The following is a 19,210-nucleotide window of genomic DNA, read 5'->3' on the forward strand; positions in this document are numbered from 1 at the left end:
CCCAACGCGCACGGCTTCGACTACTTCTACGGTTTTCTTGCCGGATACATCGACTTCTACACGCACACGCGCGGCGGCGATGGCTTGCACGACTTGAACGAGAACGGCGTGCCCGTGAGCGACACCGGTTACATGACCGATCTGATCACATCGCGTGCCGTGCGCTTCATCGAGAACAATGCCGCCGCACCGTTTTTTCTCGAGGTCGCGTACAACGCGGCGCACTGGCCCTTTCAGCGTCCCGGCCAACCCACGCGCGCCGCGAACAACGGGCGCTTTCAGGGACCCGGCGACTCCATTCCCGCGACACGCGCCGACTACATCGCGATGCTCGAACACGCTGACGGTGGCGTCGGCACTATCATGGCCGCGCTCCACAAGCGCGGACTCGACAAGAACACGCTCGTGATCTTCACCAACGACAACGGCGGCGAGTGGCTGTCGAACAACGCACCCCTGTTTCATCGTAAGGACACGCTCTGGGAAGGTGGCATCCGCGTGCCCGCGATTTTCTGGTGGCCGTCAGTGTTGCCGGCCGGTCGCTCCGCCAGCACACCCGGCATCACGATGGACCTCACCCTCACCGTGCGCGCCACCGCCGGCGCGGCAATTCCGGGCAGCTTCGAAGGGCGTTACTTCGTGCCGCTGCTTGCCGGTCGCACACCAGCGGGTCGCACCGACGCCGCAGCGCTGGCCGAACGCCCACTCTTCTGGCGTATCGACACGCGTGAACGTGTGCAGCGTGCGGTGCGTCGTGGGCGCTGGAAGCTGCTGGTAGACGGCGACGACTTGCTGCTGTTCGACTTACCGCGCGACATCGGCGAGCGACACGATGTGGCGGCGAGCAACCCGGCGATCGTGCGCGAACTGCGGGCGTTACTGGCCGCGTGGGAAGCCGACGTGGATGCCGAAGCGAAACGGAGCGCGCGGAAGTAGGCAGGCGGCGCGACCGTTTCGCAGTTCTTCGCGTGCTCCGCGCCCTCCGCGAGCTTCGCGCGAGCAATTACCTGGCTCTTCGGGGTTTCGTGTGGGTGACCCTCGGTCCAACGGCCCGCTGCGTTTCCTCACCGAACATGACCGCTGACATGCCGCGGATCAACGACAACCACCTGAAAACTAACGCGCGGTACTCCGTCGTCGCGCGCGGCTCCAATCCGCGTCGTGCCGGCCGAGATTCACTTATACGAAATCCCAACGCACCAGATAAATACGGGTGGCCATTGTGTAGCGACCTATCGGGAAGAGCCCTCTGCGCCTCTGCGTTCTCCGTTTCTCTGCGTAATCAGTTCTCGATCGATCCGAGCATCGCCGGTCGTGATCTGCCGCTGAACGGATCACGCGTCGACGGACAATCTGCTGAACGGATCACGCAGAGGACGCGGAGGCGCAGAGCACGCAGAGGACCGGTCAACAACACGTGGCGCTTCTGGGTTACGTGTTGGTGAATCTCGGCCCAAACGCCCGCGGTGTTGCCTCACCGCACATGACCGCTGCCATGTCGCGTCCAACCGACGACAACCTGCCGCCTGTCCGACCGCTCCGCAGCAGCCGAAAGTACCGCAGTTCGCGCGAAGAGCGCGAAGGCACGCGAAGAACTGCGCGAACAATTACCTGAGGTCTTTGCCAGCGGGCTTCCCCGAGCCCCGTTTTCCGAAGTACAGCACATTCGGCGCCTCCGAGCGCCCCGCGGCGATATCGACCTGGCCGTCCATGTCCACGTCACCGATCGCGAAGCCGTACACAGTGCCTTTGCCGTCGCCGAAATACACCGGCGTGAACGTCGCGCCCGTGTGCATGTACGCCACCGACGGCGCCTCCACGTAGCCCACCACCACGTCGGTCACCCCATCGGCGTTCAGATCGCCCACGGCCAGCGCGTACGGCGCCGACTTCTCCTTGCCGAGCGACACCCCAGCGGCAAAGCCACCCTCGCGCGTACCGGCGTACAGCGAGAGCCCGCTGGCCTCATCGATGGCCACCAGATCCACCAAGCCGTCGCCGTTGAAGTCACCCGCCTCGGACGCGCGGACCGCCGCGTCGGCCGGACCGAACGGGACGCCGTTGAATACCGGCTCGGGTCCGGTCCCCCGCTGCTGCAAATACACCATGCTCTGTCCACCATCGCGGTGCGGAACGATGAGATCGATGAGGCCGTCGCGGTTCACGTCGGCCGGTGTGATCGTCGTGGCCGACTCCCGCGAAAAGCGCACGCACTGATCGTCGAACCGGCCGGCGCCGCGATTCAGGCAGAGGTAGTTGCCACCGGGGTTCTTACCGTATCGGTTCGCCACGATGATGTCCGGCAACCCGTCGCCGTTCACATCGGCCACACTCGCGTTCCGCGTGGGCCATTCGGCCTTGCCGAACGTGGAGCCGACCGTGAAGTGCCCCGTGCCGTCGTTGAGATACACGACCTTCGGATCCGGACGGTCGTTGCTGAGCACGACGTCGAGATCACCGTCGCCATCGAGATCGACCAACCGAGCCGCGTACGACCGGTCGGAAGCCGCGCCCAGGTCGTACGCTGGCGCGAAGCCGCCTTTGCCGTCTCCCAGAAGGACCCGGTCTACCAACGGCCAATGGCGCCCCTTGGCGAGCACGATGTCCGGCTTGCCGTCGCCGTTCACGTCACCGATGCTGGCGTTGGCCGACGTTTCAGCCGTGGTTTCCAGCAGCAGCACGCGTTCGAACCGCGGCAGCGGTGCCTGGGCGCGCGCGGCGGCAAAGGGCCATGTCAACGCGAGGAGAGTGGCAGCGGTACACAATGTGCGCATGCCACAACCTGCGGTGCGATGCCCTCAGTCGCCAGCAGACCGAGGCCCGCTTGCGAGCTGGCCAACTAGTCCGCCTTGCAATAGGGGGAGGGGGTATATATATTTCAGGATACGGCGGTCGAACACGTCGCTGTTCACCAGTTCATGAGGAAGACAGATGGAAAACCTCACCATGCAGATCACCGGCATGACGTGCGGCCATTGCGTGGCTGGCGTCAAACGCGCGCTCGAGGGCGTGGCCGGCGTCACGGTTGATCAAGTCACGATCGGCACGGCTTCGGTGGCCTACGATCCCAACGCGACCACGCCGGCGAATATCGCCAGGTCCGTCGAAGAAGAAGGCTACCACGTGGTATCCGCCTCCTGATTCCGGGGCCGTCATGAGCCGCATCGAGTGGCTCGTCGCGATCGGCGGCGTGGCTCTTATTGGGTGGATCAACTGGTACTTCTTTCTGGCCGGCAAGACCACGCCTTCGAAAGACGCGCCGTGACCACGACCATGACCGCCGAGCACCGCACGATCCGCATCCCGGTCACGGGGATGACGTGCGCCGCCTGTCAGTCGCGCATACAGCGCACGCTGCAGAAGCAGTCGGGGGTGGACGACGCGACCGTGAACCTGATTCTCAACGACGCCACCATCACCTTCGACCCGGCCGCGACGTCGCCCGAGGCCCTCGTGGAGGTGATCCGCGACGTAGGCTACGGCGCGTCGCTCGCGGCCCCCGACCAGACGGCGCTGCAGGAACAGGAGGCGCGCGACGACGATGCGGCCACCGAGTATCTCACCCTACGCCGCAAAGCGATCGTGAGTGGCATCGCGGGCCTGTTCGCCATGATCATCTCGATGCCGCTCATGAGCCAGCTGGCGGCCTCGATGCACGCGCACGGCGGCGCATCGAATGTCGGTGATCCGTTCATGCGCTGGACCATGACGGTGCTCGATCCCGCGTTGCGCCGCGTGGCGCCGTTCCTGTACGCCATCGATCCGCGCGTCACCACTTGGCTCCTGCTCGCGCTCACGCTCGGCGTGATGACATGGGCCGGCCGTCATTTCTATACGCAGGCGTGGGCGGCTTTCCGGCATCACGCCGCCGACATGAACACGCTCGTGGCCGTCGGCACCGGCGCCGCGTTTCTGTATTCAGTGGTGGCGACGGTGGCGCCCGACTTTTTTGTGAGTCGAGGCGTGGCACCCGATGTGTACTACGAAGCGGTCGTGCTCATCATTGCGCTGATTCTCACCGGCAACATGTTCGAGGCGCGCGCCAAGCAGCGCACATCGTCGGCGTTGCGCGCCCTCGTGCACCTGCAGCCCAAAACGGCACGCGTGCTGCGCGACAACATGGAACTCGACGTGCCAGTGGAATCGGTGATCGCCGGCGACACCGTGATCGTGCGTCCCGGCGAGCGGATTCCCGTAGACGGGGCCATTCTCGCCGGCAGCAGCTCGGTCGACGAGAGCATGCTGACCGGCGAATCGATGCCGGTGTCGAAAGCCGTGGGCGACCGCGTGATCGGTGGCACCATCAACGCCACCGGTGCCTTCCGCTTTCGCGCTACCACACTCGGCGGCGACAGTGTGCTCGCGCAGATCGTGCAGCTCATGCGCGACGCGCAGAGCTCACGCGCCCCGATCCAGCGGCTGGCCGACCGAATTTCCGGTATCTTCGTGCCGATCGTGCTGTCGCTTGCGGTCGTCACGTTCGTGGTCTGGTTTATCACCGCCGAGCAGGCGCCAGCGGTGCGCGCGTTTGCGGCATCGGTGGCGGTGCTGATCATCGCCTGCCCGTGTGCCATGGGGCTCGCCGTGCCGACCGCGGTGATGGTGGCCACGGGCAAAGGGGCCGAGCTCGGTGTGCTCATCAAGGGCGGCGAGGCACTGCAGCGCGCCGGTGATCTGAACACCGTGGTGCTCGACAAAACCGGCACCGTAACCGAGGGCAAGCCAACGGTGACCGATATCGTCGTGGCACCCGAGGGCAAGTTTGTACAGCGCGAGGATGCACTGCTACAGCTGGTGGCCTCGCTCGAATCACGCAGTGAGCACCCCTTGGCCGACGCCATTGTGCGCGACGCACGGGCGCGCGGTCTATCCATCGTGGAGCCCGCCGCCTTCGAATCGCACACCGGACGTGGCGCGATCGGCGTGGTGCAAGACGGCGGTGTCGACTACGCGGTCGCCGTCGGCAACGCCGCCTTGTTGGCTGACTATTCGGTGAACACGGCATCGCTGCAGGCCGATGTCGATCGGCTCGCCAACGACGGCAAGACGCCGATGTTCGTGGCGGTCGATGGCGTACTCGCCGGGCTGATTGCGGTGGCCGATCCGATCAAGGAGAGTTCGCGCGCGGCGATTACCCAGTTGCACGCGATGGGGCTCGATGTCGTGATGCTGACCGGCGACAACGAGCGCACGGCCAACGCGGTGGCACGCCTGGCTGGCGTGGATCGCGTGGTGGCCGGGGTGCTTCCGGCCGGCAAGGTGGCGGAGATCGTGCGGCTGCAGTCATTGGGCCGCGTGGTGGCGATGGTCGGCGACGGCGTGAACGACGCCCCGGCGCTGGCGCAGGCCGATGTCGGCATGGCGATCGGCACCGGCACCGATGTCGCCATCGAGGCGGGCGACATTGTGCTCATGCGCGGCGATCTGCGCACCGCAGCCCAGGCGATCGCGCTCTCGCGACGCACCATGCGCACGATCAAGCAGAATCTGTTCTGGGCGTTCATTTACAACGTGATCGGCATTCCGGTGGCGGCGGGTGTGCTGTATCCTGCCTTCGGTTTGCTGCTCAGCCCTATTTTGGCCAGTGCGGCCATGGCCTTCAGCTCGGTCAGTGTAGTGTCGAACAGTCTGCGGCTCCGGCGGTTCGCTTCGGCCCTTCCTGCGTAGCTCTGCCAGCATGGGGCGGGAATTAGGCGCAAGGTGTCCCAAGTCGCTAGTTTCCACACGATGAGCCCGTACGTCAACTTTTTGCTGTATCTGCTGGCGATTGTCGGATTTCTGGGACTCGTGCTCACACTGAACGCGTGGCTCGGTCCCAAACCGGCGATGACGAGCACCAAATTCGAGCCCTTCGAATGCGGTGCGACGCCCGTGGATATCGTGAACGTGAAGGCGGTGCCGATCAAGTACTACGCGGTGGCCATCATCTTCATCCTGTTCGACCTCGAGACGATGTTCCTGTTCATCTGGGCCCTTGGCGCCAGGCCGCTCTCGGGGTTCCTGATGTTCACGCTGGCGCTGTTCATCTTTCTGCTGGTCATCAGCCTGCTGTACGTCTACAAGGCGCGCATCCTGGAAGCGGTGACGGAGTAATCATGTACGGAAAACCGCTTCCCATCGTGGACGCCGGGGCTGCCCCGGCCGCGCCCACCCACACCAAGCATGCGTCGTTCGAGTACCTCACCACGCGCAAGGACGAACTGGTGGGCTGGGCGCGCAAGTTCTCGCTGTTTCCGTATCCGTTCGTGACCGCCTGCTGCGCCATGGAGTTCATGGCCGTCAGCGCGTCGGCCTACGACACCGACCGATTCGGCGCCGCCCTCCCCCGCTTCTCTCCGCGTCAGGCCGACCTGCTCATGGTCGTCGGCACGGTTACGCAGAAGCAGGCGCCGATCCTGCTCAAGGTGTACGAGCAGATGTGCGAGCCGAAGTGGGTGATGGCCTTCGGCGTCTGCGCCACATCGGGCGGATTCTATCAGAACTATGCGTCGCTCCCCGGCATCGACCGCATCATTCCCGTCGACGTGTACGTGCCGGGCTGCCCGCCGCGCCCCGAGATGGTGATCGACGGCATCATGCAGCTGCAGGAAAAGATCGCCCACGGCAAGCATCTCATCGTGAACGAGTCGTTCTGATCGTGACCACGTCGATCCTCGATCTCGTCGCGACCCAGTTGGCACCGGGCACCGGCGTAGAGTCACACGGCGTGCAACATGGCGTGCTGGTGTTGCACCTCGAGCCGGCCGCGCTGTTGGCCGTGGTGACCCGTCTCGAGTCGGAGTTCGCCTTCGACCTGTTTCTCGATGTCACCGCCATCGACTGGCCCGATGCGCCGCTGCGCTTCGAAGTCGTGCACCATTTTTATTCGACCACGCACAAAGTGCGCGTGCGATTGAAAACGCGCGTGAGTGCAAGCGATCCCACGGTAGACACGCTGAAACCGCTGTACGGATCGGCCGGCTACATGGAGCGCGAGTGCCACGACATGTACGGCATCGTATTCCGCGGTAACGACGACCTGCGTCCGATTCTGCTGTACGAGGGCTTTTCGGGACATCCCCTGCGCAAGGACTACCCCAAGCAGCTGGAGCAGCCGCTGGTCCCCTACCGACCGCCGCAGGGGACCCTTGTCCGCTAGCATCCCGAATCCGGTCCGCTCGGCCTTCACCACCCACGAGCGCGACGACACGGTCATCGTCAACATCGGCCCGTCGCACCCCGCCACCCACGGCACGGTGCAGATCATCGCCGAACTCGATGGCGAAAAGGTGCTGCGTACCGACGTGCACTGCGGCTATCTGCATCGCGGCTTCGAGAAGGAGTGCGAGGATCACACCTGGCACAACCTCATCCCGTATGTCGATCGCCTCAACTACTGTTCGGCCCTGATCAACGACTTTGCGTACTGCGATGGCGTGGAACAGATGATGGGCATCGAGATTACGCCGCGCACGAAGTATCTGCGCACGCTGCTCTCCGAGTACATGCGCATCACCGACCACCTCACATGCATCGCAGCGAGCCTCATGGAGCTCGGCGCGATGACCGCGTTCCTGTACCTGGTCACCGTGCGCGACTTCATGTACGAGCATCTCGCCGCGCTCACGGGCGCGCGCGTGACCTACTCGTACGGTCGCATCGGCGGGCTGGCGAATGATGTGCCCGATGGCTGGTTCACCCGCCTGCACGAAATCCTGGCCGAGTACGAGACGTACATCGCGCGCGTACATGGCCTGGTGGACCGCAACCGCATCTTCATCGATCGGCTGCGCAACGTGGGCACGATCAACACTGCCGACGCGCTGCACTGGGGTTTCACCGGTGTGATCCTGCGCTCCACCGGCGTGCCGCGCGACCTGCGCAAGGACACGCCGTATCTGGCGTACGCCGAACTCGATTTCGACGTGCCCGTGGGCATCAACGGCGACAACTACGATCGTTACTTCGTGCGTATGCGCGAGATGGACGAGTCGGTGTACATGATGCGTCAGCTCATGGACATGATGCCCGAGGGTCCGATCAATGTTGATGATCGTCGTTGCGTGTTCCCGGAGAAGACGCTGGTGTACAACGAGATCGAATCGTTGATCAACCACTTCAAGCTCGTCATGGAAGGCCCGTCAGTGCCGGCGGGCGAGATCTACGTGGCGCACGAAGCGCCCAATGGCGAACTCGGATTCTTCCTCGTGAGCACTGGTGGTGGTACGCCGCACAAGGTGCACGTGCGGTCACCCAGCTTCGTCCACATGGGCGGTGTACATCGCATGCTCGACGGCTATCAGCTGGCCGATATCGTCACGACGTTCGGTTCGGTGAACATGATCGGTGGGGAGTGCGATCGATGACCGGTCTGGTACAGCGCCTCATCCCCGAGTTCGAAGTGTGGAAGCGTCGTTATCCGGCCGGCTTCGAAGGTTCGCTCTCGATCCCCGCGCTCCGTCGCATTCAGGAAGAGCGTGGCTACATCGCCGACGAAGACATCGCCGATCTCACGGCCTACCTCGGCGTGCCGCGCACGCAGATCGATGAAGTGGTGGCGTTCTACACGCAGTTCACGCGCAAGCCGCTCGGTACGCACCACATTCAGGTGTGCCACAACGTGAGCTGCTCGATGCGTGGCGCCGAAGGACTGGTAAAACACCTCTCTGCACGACTGGGCATCAAGCCGGGTGAGACGACCACCGATAGGCAGTTCACGCTGACCACCGTCGAGTGCCTCGCCTCCTGCGGCACGGCGCCGATGATGATGGTGGGCGATGCCTTCTTCGAGAACCTGACACCGGCCTCGGTGGACGCGCTGCTCACCGAGTTGAAGGGGAGCACGTCATGAGCACCGTGAACACCGGACTCTCCGGCACGAAGTTCTTCATGAACTTCCCGGTGACCGACACGTCGCACACCTTGGCCGAGTATCGTACGCGCTTCGGGTATCAGGCGCTGGAGAAGGCGCTGCGCGAGATGTCGCCGACCGACGTGACCAAGGAAGTCGCCGCGGCGGGTCTGCTGGGACACGGTGGCGCCGCGTTCCCGGCCGGACGGAAGTGGGGCGTCGTGAAATTGGGCGACGGTGAACCACACTACGTGTGCATGAATGCCGACGAAGGTGAGCCGGGTACGTTCAAGGATCGTTGGCTGATGGAGTGCGTGCCGCACATGGCGCTCGAAGGGCTCATCATCGGCTCGTACGCACTGCAGGGACGTCACGCATTCATCTACATCCGCGGTGAGTTCGATCTCGCGTACCGTCGGATGGCCGAAGCCATCGAAGAGGCGTACGCGGCCGGATTACTTGGCGAGAACATTCTGGGTACCGCGTATTCGCTCGATGTCGTGCTGTATCGTGGCGCCGGCTCGTACGTATGCGGTGAAGCGTCGGCGATGCTGGCGTCCCTCGAGGGAAAGAAGGGTTGGCCGCGTAACAGGCCGCCGCGACTCACGGTGAAGGGGCTGTATCAGAAGCCCACCGTCGTGAACAACGTGGAAACGATGGCCAACGTACCGGTGATCCTGCGCCTCGGTGCCGCCGAGTTCAAGAAGGTGGGCACGCCCAAGAGCCCGGGCACACAGATGATCTCGATCTCCGGTCATATCGCCAAACCGGGCGTGTACGAAGTGGAGTACGGCTACTTGTGGACGAAGTTCATCTACGAGGATTGCGGTGGCATACAGAACGGGAAGGCGCTCAAGTGCATCATTCCGGGCGGCGTGTCCACCAAGATTCTGAACGCCAGCGAGATCGAAGGCGTGACGCTCGATCACAACTCGGCGGTCGCCGCCGGTTCGCAGCTGGGCTCGGGCGGCATGATCGCGGTGGCCGAGGGCACCTGCATGGTGCGTCTGGCGCAGGTGATACAGCGCTTCTATCACCATGAGTCGTGCGGTCAGTGTACACCGTGCCGTGAGGGCATGGGATGGATGGAGCGCATTCTGAATCGCATCGTCGCCGGTGGCGGACGCCCCGAGGATATCGATCGCCTGTATCAGATCTCGCAAGCCAACGACGGCACCACCATCTGCAGTCTCGGCGACTCGGCGGGCTACGCCTGTTCGGCGATCATGGATCACTACCGTGAAGAATTCGAGTACTACATCACGAACGGACGCTCGATGTACGACGGCAACCTGACCGTGGAAGACCCGTTCGCGAGTGCCTTGGTCGGAGTGGCGTCGTGAGTGAAGCGGCGGTGGCATCGGGGACGGCGAAGAAGATGCTCGACTTCGCGATCGATGGCGTGGCGATGCAAGCGGAAGACGGTCAGACCGTTATTCAGGCCGCGCGCGCCAACGGCGTGAATATCCCGCACTTCTGCTGGCATCCGCAGTTGTCGGTGCCCGGCAACTGCCGCATCTGCATGGTGGAGATCGAACAGGAGTCGGGCGATCCGTGGTTCGACATCGCCTGCAACATGCCGGTCACCGCTGGCATGCATGTTCTCACCAATACGGAGATGATCAAGACGCTCCGGCAGGACACGATGCAGTTCATCACGCTCAACCACCCGGTCGACTGCGGGATCTGCAACAAGTCGGGCGAGTGCATGCTGCAGGACTACCACTACGAGTTGAACGGCGCAGCGTCGCGGTCGCGCGACCCGAAAACGCACGCTACCAAGTTCTTCCCGCTGTCCGACCGTATCATGCTGGACAACGAGCGTTGCATCATGTGCACGCTCTGTGTCCGCTTCACGAATGAAGTGTCGGGCTCGAAAGCGCTGGGGGCCGTGAATCGCGGTGACCATGCACTCATTCGCCCCGCCGAAGACGCTGATTTCAATCTCGACGTCTACTCCGACAACGTGATCGATCTCTGCCCGGTGGGTGCGCTGCTCTCCACTGAGCTGCTGGATCACGCGCGCGTGTGGTACCTCGAGTCTACCAGGTCGGTGTGCCCGGGGTGTGAGCGTGGCTGCAGCATCGATGTGTGGCATCGCAAGCACGAATGGAAGTTGAACGCGCTCGACCCGCGGATGAATACGCGCATCGATCGCGTCACGCCACACGAGAATCCCGAGGTGAACGGCTTGTGGGTGTGCAACAAGGCCCGCGACCTTGCCCATCTGTTCGAGCGGCCGCGCGCGGAGCAGGCCATGCAGCGCGGTGTCGCGGTAGAGCTCGCGGCAGCCATGACCGCGGCAGCGCAGCTTATTGGCACCGCACGAAAACCGGTGGCGATCGTGTCGAGCTGGGGCTCCAACGAAGAGTTGTCGGCGTTCCACGCCGCCTTCGGCGACAGGGTGCCGGGCTTCGTGAAGGCCGACCACCTGCCGATCGCCGGTGAGATCATCGAGGATCACCTGCTCATCAAGCCGGACAAGAATCCCAATCGCAAGGCGGCCCTGGCGTTGTATCCGGCGCTCCCTGATCGCATGAGTGATTCATGGAGTGATGCGCTGCCGGCGAGCACGGATCTGGTCCTGGTGTGGGGCGAAGGCTTTGACAGCGCGCTGATCCCGCTTGGCGCGAAGGTGATTCGCCTCAGCTCGTACGCGCACACTGACAACGCGGGCGCCGACGTGTTCATCCCGATCAGCGTGCAGACCGAACGCAGCGGGCACTATACGAACTTTGCGGGCGTCGTCACGGCCTTCAACGCCTGCTTCCCCGTGAAGCCGAGCATTGCGCACGCGGAAGAATTGTTCGCTGCGCTCTCAGCCGATACTGCCGCCGGGTCGAGCGCATGAACGTATTCATGCCCGATCTGGTCGTCTCGCTGGTGTTCATCACCTATGCCATCGTGATGCTGCTCAGCTTCGGCGGGTTGCTCACGTGGGTGGAGCGCAAACAGGCCGCTGTGATGTCTGATCGGATCGGCGCCAATCGCGCGTATATCAAGATTCCGTTCACGAACATCAAGCTCGTGTGGCTGGGGCTCTTTCACGGCATCGCCGACGGCCTCAAGATGCTCTTCAAGGAGAACTTCAAGCCGAACACGCACGACGCCTTGGGCTACTTCCTGGCACCGTTCATCGTGTTCGCGCCGGTACTGCTGGTGTTCGCCGTGATCCCGTTCGGTGGCACACTCGATCCGGCGCAGCTGTTTCCGTCGCTGGCGTCGTGGTTCGGTGGACGCACGTATCCGCTGCAGATCGCGCAGCTCGACGCCGGCATCCTGATCGTGTTCGCGTTCGGTGGTCTCACCATCATCGGCACGATGCTCGCCGGCTGGAGCTCGGGGAACAAGTTCTCGCTCCTTGGTGGACTGCGGGCCGGCTCGCAGATGATCTCGTACGAACTGGTCATGGCCCTCACCATCATGGGGCTGATACTGGTGTACGGTACGGTCGATCTGGGCGCGATCGTGCGGCAGCAATCGGGGGTGTTGCTGGGGGTGTTGCCCAAGTGGGGTGTGTTCATGCAGCCCTTCGCGGCGTTGCTGTTTCTCACGGCGGCGATCGCCGAGAACAAGCGCATTCCCTTCGATTTGCCCGAGGCGGAGGCGGAGCTGATCACGGGATACTACACCGAGTACAGTGGCATGAAGATGGGCCTCTTCATGTTCGCCGAGTTCATTCAGATCGCCGTTATCGGTGCGCTGTTCACTACGCTGTTTCTGGGTGGCTACAACTTGCCCTTCATGAGCGACGTCGGCTTCCTGTTTCCGGGCGGCCATGCGGTAGCGCTGAGTCACCGGCTGGTGGTGCCGCTCCAGATGGTCGGATTTCTGGCCAAGGTATTCCTGATGTGCGTGGTCCAGATCCAGATTCGCTGGTCACTGCCCCGTTTCCGGTATGACCAGATGTTGGCGTTCGCATGGAAGATGCTGCTGCCGCTGTCGCTGGCGAATCTGGTGGTGACCGCGGTCATTATGTGGATCATGGAGGGGGCCAAGTGACGACGCCTCTCAAGCCGGACGTCAAAGCGCCGGTAAAGCCGCCAGTGCGCACCGTGAAGTACGAGCGGAAGCAGTACTGGAACGAGCCCACCATGACATGGTGGGAGAAGGCGTACCTCCCTGAGATCCTGCGCGGGCTGGCCATTACCACCGGCATCTTCCTGCGCAACATGGGCAAGTGGATCACCGGCAGGCGTGGCGCCATCACCACGTACTATCCCGAGGAGAAGCGTGCCGACTACGCGCCGGCCAACCGCGGCAAGCATATCCTCACGCAGCGCCCCGACGGATCACCACAGTGTATCGCGTGCAACATGTGCGCGACCGTGTGCCCGGCGAAGGTGATCGAAATCGAGGCCGTGTTCGACATCAATGATCCGGCGCACCCCAAGTCGCCGATCCGCTTCGAGATCGACTATTCGCGCTGCGTCTTCTGCGGCCTCTGCATCGAAGCCTGTCCCGAAGATGCGATCCGCATGGAGCCGGACATGCCCGATCTCGTGTCGGGCGATCGGTACAACATGTGGCTCACAATGGAAGAGATGCTGACCTGGAATCCGAAGCAGGATGTGGCCAAGCCGTATCCACCGAAGCCGGTCGCGATCAAGGTCAGCGACAGCATCCTGCGAGGACGCGAGTCATCGACACACTGATTCTGGGGCTGATGGGCGTCATCGCGCTCATCTCGGCCGCGCTGATGCTGGTGATCCGCGAGCCCATGCGCGTCGCGCTCGCGCTGATCACGACGATGGTGATGCTGGGCGGCATTTATGGATTGTTGGGGGTGCACTTCATCGCCGCCTTCCAGGTGCTGATCTATGTGGGCGCGGTGATGGTGTTCATGGTGTACGTCATCATGCTGCTCGAGGTACGTGAGGCTCCGGGTAACACGCGGTACTCCCGCTTTCTCGTGCCCGGTGTCACGGCCTTCGCTGCGCTGGTCGGTGTGCTGGGCATCAGCGTGTTTCGTAGCACCGCCGATGTCCTCTCGGCGCCCGGCGCCCCCGCGTTCAGTCTCACGCAGTTCTCTTCAGCCTTCCTGTCACAGTACTGGCTGGAATTCGAGCTCACGTCGGTGTTTCTGGTAGCGGCGATCGTGGCCGCCCTCGCCGTGATCAAGGTGAGCCGGAGAGCCCATGGATAGAGTCACGCTGCTGCTCTGGCTTTCCGGCGCGCTCTTTTCGCTTGGCCTGTTGGGCGTGATCGTACGCCGCAATGCCTTGGTCATGCTGATGTGCATGGAGCTCATGCTGAACGGCGTGAACCTCAGTCTCGTCACCTTCTCGCAGCAGCGCGGCGATGCTGCGGGCGCGGTGCTGGTGTTCCTGGTGTTCGTGGTCGCCACGGCGGAAATCGCGCTGGCCATTCCGATCGTCCTGCTGCTCGTGCGCTTCAAGCGCTCGATGGACATCGATCGTTACTCTGATCTCAAGGGTTGAGCCGCATGCCACATACGCTGGCGCTCATCGCTCTGCTGCCCCTGGTCGGCTTTCTGCTCAATGGATTCTTCGCCACGGCGCTCGGTGGTCATCGCGCCAATGAACGTGTGGCCGCTATCGTAGGTTGTGCCTTTCCGATCGCGGCCTTCGCCGTCACCATCAAGGCCTTCCTTGATCTGCAGGCGGGCGGCTTCGTACCGATCGTCGAGCCACTCTATCGTTGGGCGCTGATCGGTTCGAGTGTGTTCGAGATCGCGTTCTACTTCGATCGCCTCAGCGCAATCATGACGCTGGTGGTCACGGGTGTCGGATCGGTGATCCACATCTACTCCACCGGCTACATGCACGCCGACAAGAGCTTCGGACGCTTCTTCGCGTACCTGAATCTCTTTCTGTTCTTCATGCTGCTGCTGGTGCTCGGTCGTTCATTGCTGGTGCTGTTCGTGGGCTGGGAAGGGGTGGGGCTCGCCTCGTACCTGCTGATCGGTTTCTGGTTCGACGATCTCACCAACGCCAAGGCCGGTCGCAAGGCGTTCATCACCAACCGTATCGGTGACGCCGGCTTCCTGCTGGGCATGTTTCTGTTGTACCGCGCGTTCGGCACGCTCGATATGGACACCATCAACGGTGCCTTCCTTACGGGCAGCGAGGCGGCCATGATCGTGCCGGCCAGCCTGGTGGGGTTGCTGCTGTTTGTCGGGGCCACCGGCAAGTCGGCGCAGATCCCGCTGTACGTGTGGCTCCCCGATGCCATGGCCGGCCCCACGCCGGTGTCGGCGCTGATCCACGCCGCCACGATGGTCACGGCGGGTGTGTATCTCACGGCGCGCATGTCGGGCATCTACATGATGGCGCCCGAGGCCTCGCAGGTGATGGCGGTGGTCGGCGTGCTCACCGCGTTCTTCGCCGCCACGGTGGCGCTGGTGCAGACGGACATCAAGAAGGTGCTCGCCTACTCCACCGTGTCGCAGCTGGGCTTCATGTTCCTGGCGCTCGGCGTCGGTGCCTATGGCGTGGCGATCTTTCACGTGGTCACGCATGCCTTTTTCAAGGCCTGCCTGTTCCTCGGCGCTGGCAGCGTGATCCACGCGCTAGGCGGCGAGCAGGACATCCGGAAAATGGGCGGGTTGCGCACGAGGATCCCCGTCACCTTCTGGACCTTTGCTATCGCGACGGCGGCCATTGCGGGCATTCCGGGGCTCGCCGGCTTCTTCTCGAAAGACGAAATCCTCTGGTACGCTTTCGCCAGTGCGAAAGGCGGCGCGCCGTGGCTGTGGGGCATGGCTGCGCTCACCGCCCTGATGACCGCCTTCTACATGTTCCGTCTGCTGTGGCTCACGTTCATGGGCGCCTCGCGCATGAGTCACGAGGTGGAGCACCACGTGCACGAGTCGCCGATCTCGATGACGGGCGTACTGATGTTGCTGGCGCTGTTGTCGGCGGGCGGTGGCTACATCGCCATTCCGCATTTTCTGGAAGCGCAGATTCCGCTGCCGCCCATCGTGGAAAACCTCGAGCATTATGAGCACACACTGCTGATCGTGTCGATCGTGCTGGCCTTCGCCGGACTCGGGCTCGCCGTGTTCATGTACGGCGGACCGCCGTCACGCGCGGAAGCGATCAAGCAAGGCTCGCTGCCGGTACATCGCCTGCTGAGTGGCAAGTACTTCGTGGACGAGCTGTACGATCGCGCCATCGTGAAGCCCCTGGTGTGGTTCTCCGATGTGGTGCTGCTGCGCGGTAGTGACAAGCTGCTGGACAGCTCGCTGAACGGACTGGCCTCGCTGGCGCAGCGTTCGGCCGGAATGTTGGGTCGAATGCAAACCGGCAGCCTGCATTTGTACGCGTTGCTGGTGATGCTCGGTATCGTGGGCGCGCTGCTCTGGAGCTGGCGTCATGTCTGAGTTCACGATGGGACCGACGCTGCTGAATCTCGTGTTGTGGTTGCCGATGGTGGGCGTAGCGCTGGTGTTGCTCGCGGCTCGCGCGAATGACGGCTTGGCGCGCGCGATCAGTGTTGCGACAATGGGTGTCCAGTTCGCGGTCGCCGCCATGCTGTACCTGCAGTTCGACGCCACGGCACCGGGGCTGCAGTTCGCCACGCAGCTCCCATGGATCGCGCAGTGGGGCGTGTCGTACCTCATCGGGCTCGACGGCTTCAACATTCTGCTCGTGCTGCTCACGGCGTTCCTGGGGCCGATCGTGGTGCTGGGCGCGTGGACGTCGATCAAGAAAGACGTGCCGCTCTTTCACGGCATGGTGCTGCTGCTGCAGTTCGCCATGATGGGCGCCTTCGTGGCTCAGGATCTCTTCCTGTTCTATCTGTTCTGGGAAGCGATGCTGATACCGATGTTTCTGATCATCGGTATGTGGGGCGGCGCGCGGCGCGTGTATGCCACGCTCAAGTTCGTGCTGTACACGGCCTTCGGCAGCATTCTGATGTTGGCCGCGGTGATCTACCTCGTGCACACGATGCAGCAGAGCAGCGGCGTGCTGTCGTTCGCCTTCGACGACCTGTACCGCGCGCAGTTGCCGCTGTCGGTGCAGACGATTCTGCTGGGTGCCTTCGCGTTGAGTTTCGCGATCAAGGTACCGATGGTGCCGCTGCACACCTGGCTTCCCGACGCGCATGTGGAAGCACCCACGGCGGGCTCGGTGATTCTGGCCGGTGTGTTGCTGAAGATGGGTACGTACGGCTTCATGAAGCTCGGCTTTCCGCTCTTCCCCGATGCGGCGCGGGCGTTCACGCCGATTCTCATGACGCTGGCCGTGATCAGCATTGTATACGGGGCATGCCTCGCGCTGGTGCAGACCGACATCAAGAAGATCATCGCGTACTCCTCAATCAGTCATCTGGGCTACGTCATGCTGGGGCTGCTCAGTCTCGAGCTGGTGGGCATTCAGGGCGCGATCATTCAGATGGTGAGCCACGGACTCGTGGCCGCCGGTCTGTTCCTGCTGGTGGGCATGATCTACGATCGCTGCCACACGCGCGAGCTCGCGGCCTACGGCGGCCTTGCCCGCCTGCTGCCGGTGTATTCGGTGTTCTTCATGATCTTCACGCTGGCGTCGGTGGGACTGCCCACCACCAGCGGCTTTACCGGTGAATTCCTTGCCCTCATGGGCGCCTTCACGGCCGCTTGGCCGGCACATCTCGACGGCAGCAACTATCCGTTGGTGCTGGCCGTGGTCGCGGTCACGGGTGTGGTGCTGGGCGCGATGTACATGCTGCGCTTCGCGCTCACGTTCCTGTTCGGCGAAGTGAAGGCGCCGCACCACTCGCCTGAACATCCGTTGCTCGACCTGTCGTGGCGTGAGAAGAGCATCCTTGGTTTGCTCGCGGTCGCGGTGTTCGCTCTTGGACTCTTCCCCAACGGCGCGTTGCAGAAGACCGAGCTCGCGGCCAAGACGTATCAGTCGCTGGTGACCACGTCGCGTGTACCGGTTGGTTCGCCCGTTTCGCAGGCGGGGGTGACGCCGTGAATACTGCGTTGAACACGCGAGACGCGTTGATGGCGATGCTCCCCGAGCATCTGCTGCTCGGTGGCATCGTATTGCTCATCGTGATGGCCGTGCTTGGACGTGGCGCACGTTCGGCGCTGTGGGTAGCGCTCGGCGCCGTCGTGGCGTCGTGTACGGCGGCGTTCTGGCTCTCCAACGCACAGTTCGCAGCCGAACCGTTTGCGGGGCAGTTCTCCGTGACGCCGGCCGTCTTGATGGCCAAGGGTGCACTGTTGGCGCTGGCCGTGCCCGTGCTGCTCATGTCGCGCACCGAATTCAGCGACGGCGAGTTCTCGATCTTGCTGCTGTCGTCGTTGTACGGACTGTGCCTGCTGCCGTCGTCCGACAGTTTTCTGGTCATGTTTTTAGGGCTCGAGATGTTGGCCATGCCGGTGTACGCGCTGGTGCTGCTGGCGTTCCGCCGGCCGCAAAGCGCCGAGTCGGCGTTCAAGTACCTGGTGCTGAGTGGTGCCGCGTCGGCGACGTTCCTGATGGGCGTGTCTCTGCTGTACGGTGCCACCGGCTCCATGAGTGTGAGCGCGTTCGGGCCGGCACTGGCAGCGGGCGACATCATGACGCGCACCGCAGTGGTGCTGGTGTTGCTGGCGTTGTTCCTCAAGGCGGCGGTGGTGCCCTTCCACGCCTGGGCGCCGGACACGTACGAAGGGGCGAGCATCCCCGTTACGGCCTACATGGCCACGCTCACCAAGGGTGCCGTATTGCTGGCGGCCGTGCGCCTGTTCAGCGGCGTCAATGCGTCGCGGCCGGTGGTCGACCTACTGATGGTGCTGCCGCTGCTCTCCATCGTGTGGGGCAACCTGGCTGCGATCAAGCAGCAGAGTTTCCGTCGCATGATTGCGTACTCGTCGATCGCGCATGCGGGCTACTTGTTCTACGCGTTTTTGGGCGATTCTGCAGGTCGGATGCAGTCGGTGCTGTTTTACGTGATCGCGTATTCGGTCACGAACCTGCTCGCGTTTGCGGTGATGCCGCAGAACGACACCGACGATCAGCGCGATTCTCTCGACGCGCTCAAGGGGCTGTATCATCGCAATCCCTTCGCGGCGGCGATGATCGCGATCGCGATGCTGTCGCTGGCGGGGCTGCCGCCGTTCCCGGGCTTCGCGGCGAAGTTCTTGATCTTCAAGAACGTGGTGGCGGCGGGGTATACCACGTACGCCGTGCTGGGCCTCGTGGGGAGTTACCTCGGCATTTACTTCTATCTGCGCGTGATTCAGTTGCTGTTCATGACGGCTTCGGAAACGACGCCAGGTGAGAAGGAAGCAGGTGGCGCGGCGCGGGTGGCGGGGGTGTTGTGTTTGGTGGGGACGTTGGTGCTGGCGGTGCTGCCGGGGTGGGTGTTGGGGGGGATGTAGGCGGTGTGCGTTTGGCTGTAATTGTTGTGAGGGCTGGGTTGGGTGAACAGCTGGAACACGGA

Annotated in this window: 18 protein-coding genes; 17 read left to right on the top strand and 1 reads right to left on the bottom strand. The window is 63.2% G+C overall.

The annotated features are described in order from the left end of the window. On the top strand, positions 1-936 hold a 936-nt coding region (locus ACESNG_RS11115; RefSeq protein WP_373068988.1), incomplete at its 5' end, for a sulfatase-like hydrolase/transferase. Positions 937-1,607: 671 nt separating this feature from the next. On the opposite strand, the gene ACESNG_RS11120 is transcribed toward ACESNG_RS11115, so the two are convergent. Beyond that, positions 1,608-2,774: an FG-GAP repeat domain-containing protein gene (locus tag ACESNG_RS11120; protein WP_373064558.1), complete on the bottom strand. Its 1,167-nt coding sequence runs from the start codon at positions 2,772-2,774 to the stop codon at positions 1,608-1,610. A 157-nt stretch (positions 2,775-2,931) separates the two neighbouring features. Here ACESNG_RS11120 and ACESNG_RS11125 point away from each other — a divergent pair, with 157 nt between their 5' ends. The 16 genes from ACESNG_RS11125 to ACESNG_RS11200 all read left to right on the top strand — a co-directional run bounded on the left by ACESNG_RS11125 (position 2,932) and on the right by ACESNG_RS11200 (position 19,148). After that, positions 2,932-3,141: a heavy-metal-associated domain-containing protein gene (locus tag ACESNG_RS11125; protein ID WP_373064556.1), complete on the top strand. Its 210-nt coding sequence runs from the start codon at positions 2,932-2,934 to the stop codon at positions 3,139-3,141. 120 nt (positions 3,142-3,261) lie between these two features. Beyond that, a complete protein-coding gene (locus tag ACESNG_RS11130; RefSeq protein WP_373064554.1) occupies positions 3,262-5,667 on the top strand; it encodes a heavy metal translocating P-type ATPase in 2,406 nt (801 codons plus the stop codon). Between the two features lie 60 nt (positions 5,668-5,727). Next, entirely contained in the window at positions 5,728-6,093 is a 366-nt protein-coding gene (locus ACESNG_RS11135; RefSeq protein ID WP_373064552.1) for an NADH-quinone oxidoreductase subunit A, read from the top strand. 2 nt (positions 6,094-6,095) lie between these two features. After that, a complete protein-coding gene (locus ACESNG_RS11140) occupies positions 6,096-6,635 on the top strand; it encodes an NADH-quinone oxidoreductase subunit B (RefSeq protein WP_373064550.1) in 540 nt (179 codons plus the stop codon). Between the two features lie 2 nt (positions 6,636-6,637). After that, the gene (locus tag ACESNG_RS11145) at positions 6,638-7,138 is read left to right on the top strand and encodes an NADH-quinone oxidoreductase subunit C (protein ID WP_373064548.1); all 501 of its coding nucleotides are present in this window, start codon (positions 6,638-6,640) and stop codon (positions 7,136-7,138) included. Further along, complete coding sequence (nuoD, locus tag ACESNG_RS11150) at positions 7,128-8,345, top strand: NADH dehydrogenase (quinone) subunit D (protein ID WP_373064546.1); 1,218 nt, start codon at positions 7,128-7,130, stop codon at positions 8,343-8,345. The genes ACESNG_RS11145 and nuoD overlap by 11 nt, the downstream gene beginning before the upstream one ends. Beyond that, positions 8,342-8,830 (top strand): NADH-quinone oxidoreductase subunit NuoE, encoded by a 489-nt coding sequence (gene nuoE / locus ACESNG_RS11155; protein WP_373064544.1) that lies wholly within the window; start codon positions 8,342-8,344, stop codon positions 8,828-8,830. The genes nuoD and nuoE overlap by 4 nt, the downstream gene beginning before the upstream one ends. Continuing rightward, on the top strand, positions 8,827-10,173 hold the full coding sequence (gene nuoF / locus ACESNG_RS11160) for an NADH-quinone oxidoreductase subunit NuoF (protein ID WP_373064542.1): 1,347 nt from the start codon (positions 8,827-8,829) through the stop codon (positions 10,171-10,173). Before nuoE ends, nuoF begins: the two co-directional genes overlap by 4 nt. Then, positions 10,170-11,681, top strand: a complete 1,512-nt coding sequence (locus ACESNG_RS11165; RefSeq protein WP_373064540.1) for a 2Fe-2S iron-sulfur cluster-binding protein — start codon at positions 10,170-10,172, stop codon at positions 11,679-11,681. The genes nuoF and ACESNG_RS11165 overlap by 4 nt, the downstream gene beginning before the upstream one ends. Beyond that, positions 11,678-12,832, top strand: a complete 1,155-nt coding sequence (locus tag ACESNG_RS11170) for an NADH-quinone oxidoreductase subunit H (RefSeq protein WP_373064538.1) — start codon at positions 11,678-11,680, stop codon at positions 12,830-12,832. The genes ACESNG_RS11165 and ACESNG_RS11170 overlap by 4 nt, the downstream gene beginning before the upstream one ends. Beyond that, positions 12,829-13,485, top strand: a complete 657-nt coding sequence (locus tag ACESNG_RS11175; protein WP_373064536.1) for a 4Fe-4S binding protein — start codon at positions 12,829-12,831, stop codon at positions 13,483-13,485. The genes ACESNG_RS11170 and ACESNG_RS11175 overlap by 4 nt, the downstream gene beginning before the upstream one ends. Positions 13,486-13,496: 11 nt before the next feature. Beyond that, positions 13,497-13,976: an NADH-quinone oxidoreductase subunit J gene (locus ACESNG_RS11180; RefSeq protein ID WP_373064534.1), complete on the top strand. Its 480-nt coding sequence runs from the start codon at positions 13,497-13,499 to the stop codon at positions 13,974-13,976. Next, complete coding sequence (gene nuoK, locus ACESNG_RS11185) at positions 13,969-14,271, top strand: NADH-quinone oxidoreductase subunit NuoK (RefSeq protein WP_373064532.1); 303 nt, start codon at positions 13,969-13,971, stop codon at positions 14,269-14,271. The genes ACESNG_RS11180 and nuoK overlap by 8 nt, the downstream gene beginning before the upstream one ends. Before the next feature lie 5 nt (positions 14,272-14,276). Beyond that, positions 14,277-16,175, top strand: coding sequence for an NADH-quinone oxidoreductase subunit L (nuoL, locus tag ACESNG_RS11190; RefSeq protein ID WP_373068990.1), 1,899 nt, complete (start codon positions 14,277-14,279; stop codon positions 16,173-16,175). Continuing rightward, complete coding sequence (locus tag ACESNG_RS11195) at positions 16,168-17,754, top strand: NuoM family protein (protein WP_373064528.1); 1,587 nt, start codon at positions 16,168-16,170, stop codon at positions 17,752-17,754. The genes nuoL and ACESNG_RS11195 overlap by 8 nt, the downstream gene beginning before the upstream one ends. Then, the gene (locus ACESNG_RS11200) at positions 17,751-19,148 is read left to right on the top strand and encodes an NADH-quinone oxidoreductase subunit N (RefSeq protein WP_373064526.1); all 1,398 of its coding nucleotides are present in this window, start codon (positions 17,751-17,753) and stop codon (positions 19,146-19,148) included. The genes ACESNG_RS11195 and ACESNG_RS11200 overlap by 4 nt, the downstream gene beginning before the upstream one ends. Positions 19,149-19,210 lie beyond the last annotated feature (62 nt).

Source organism: Gemmatimonas sp. (assembly GCF_041689975.1).
Lineage (GTDB): Bacteria > Gemmatimonadota > Gemmatimonadetes > Gemmatimonadales > Gemmatimonadaceae > Gemmatimonas.

What these genes read in the sequence shown, in the direction of transcription:
- ACESNG_RS11120 (WP_373064558.1), bottom strand. Translation starts at nt 2,774, where the DNA reads ATGCGCACATTGTGTACCGCTGCCACTCTCCTCGCGTTGACATGGCCC.
- ACESNG_RS11125 (WP_373064556.1), top strand. Translation starts at nt 2,932, where the DNA reads ATGGAAAACCTCACCATGCAGATCACCGGCATGACGTGCGGCCATTGC.
- ACESNG_RS11135 (WP_373064552.1), top strand. Translation starts at nt 5,728, where the DNA reads ATGAGCCCGTACGTCAACTTTTTGCTGTATCTGCTGGCGATTGTCGGA.
- ACESNG_RS11140 (WP_373064550.1), top strand. Translation starts at nt 6,096, where the DNA reads ATGTACGGAAAACCGCTTCCCATCGTGGACGCCGGGGCTGCCCCGGCC.
- nuoE (WP_373064544.1), top strand. Translation starts at nt 8,342, where the DNA reads ATGACCGGTCTGGTACAGCGCCTCATCCCCGAGTTCGAAGTGTGGAAG.
- nuoF (WP_373064542.1), top strand. Translation starts at nt 8,827, where the DNA reads ATGAGCACCGTGAACACCGGACTCTCCGGCACGAAGTTCTTCATGAAC.
- ACESNG_RS11170 (WP_373064538.1), top strand. Translation starts at nt 11,678, where the DNA reads ATGAACGTATTCATGCCCGATCTGGTCGTCTCGCTGGTGTTCATCACC.
- ACESNG_RS11180 (WP_373064534.1), top strand. Translation starts at nt 13,497, where the DNA reads ATGGGCGTCATCGCGCTCATCTCGGCCGCGCTGATGCTGGTGATCCGC.
- nuoK (WP_373064532.1), top strand. Translation starts at nt 13,969, where the DNA reads ATGGATAGAGTCACGCTGCTGCTCTGGCTTTCCGGCGCGCTCTTTTCG.
- nuoL (WP_373068990.1), top strand. Translation starts at nt 14,277, where the DNA reads ATGCCACATACGCTGGCGCTCATCGCTCTGCTGCCCCTGGTCGGCTTT.
- ACESNG_RS11195 (WP_373064528.1), top strand. Translation starts at nt 16,168, where the DNA reads ATGTCTGAGTTCACGATGGGACCGACGCTGCTGAATCTCGTGTTGTGG.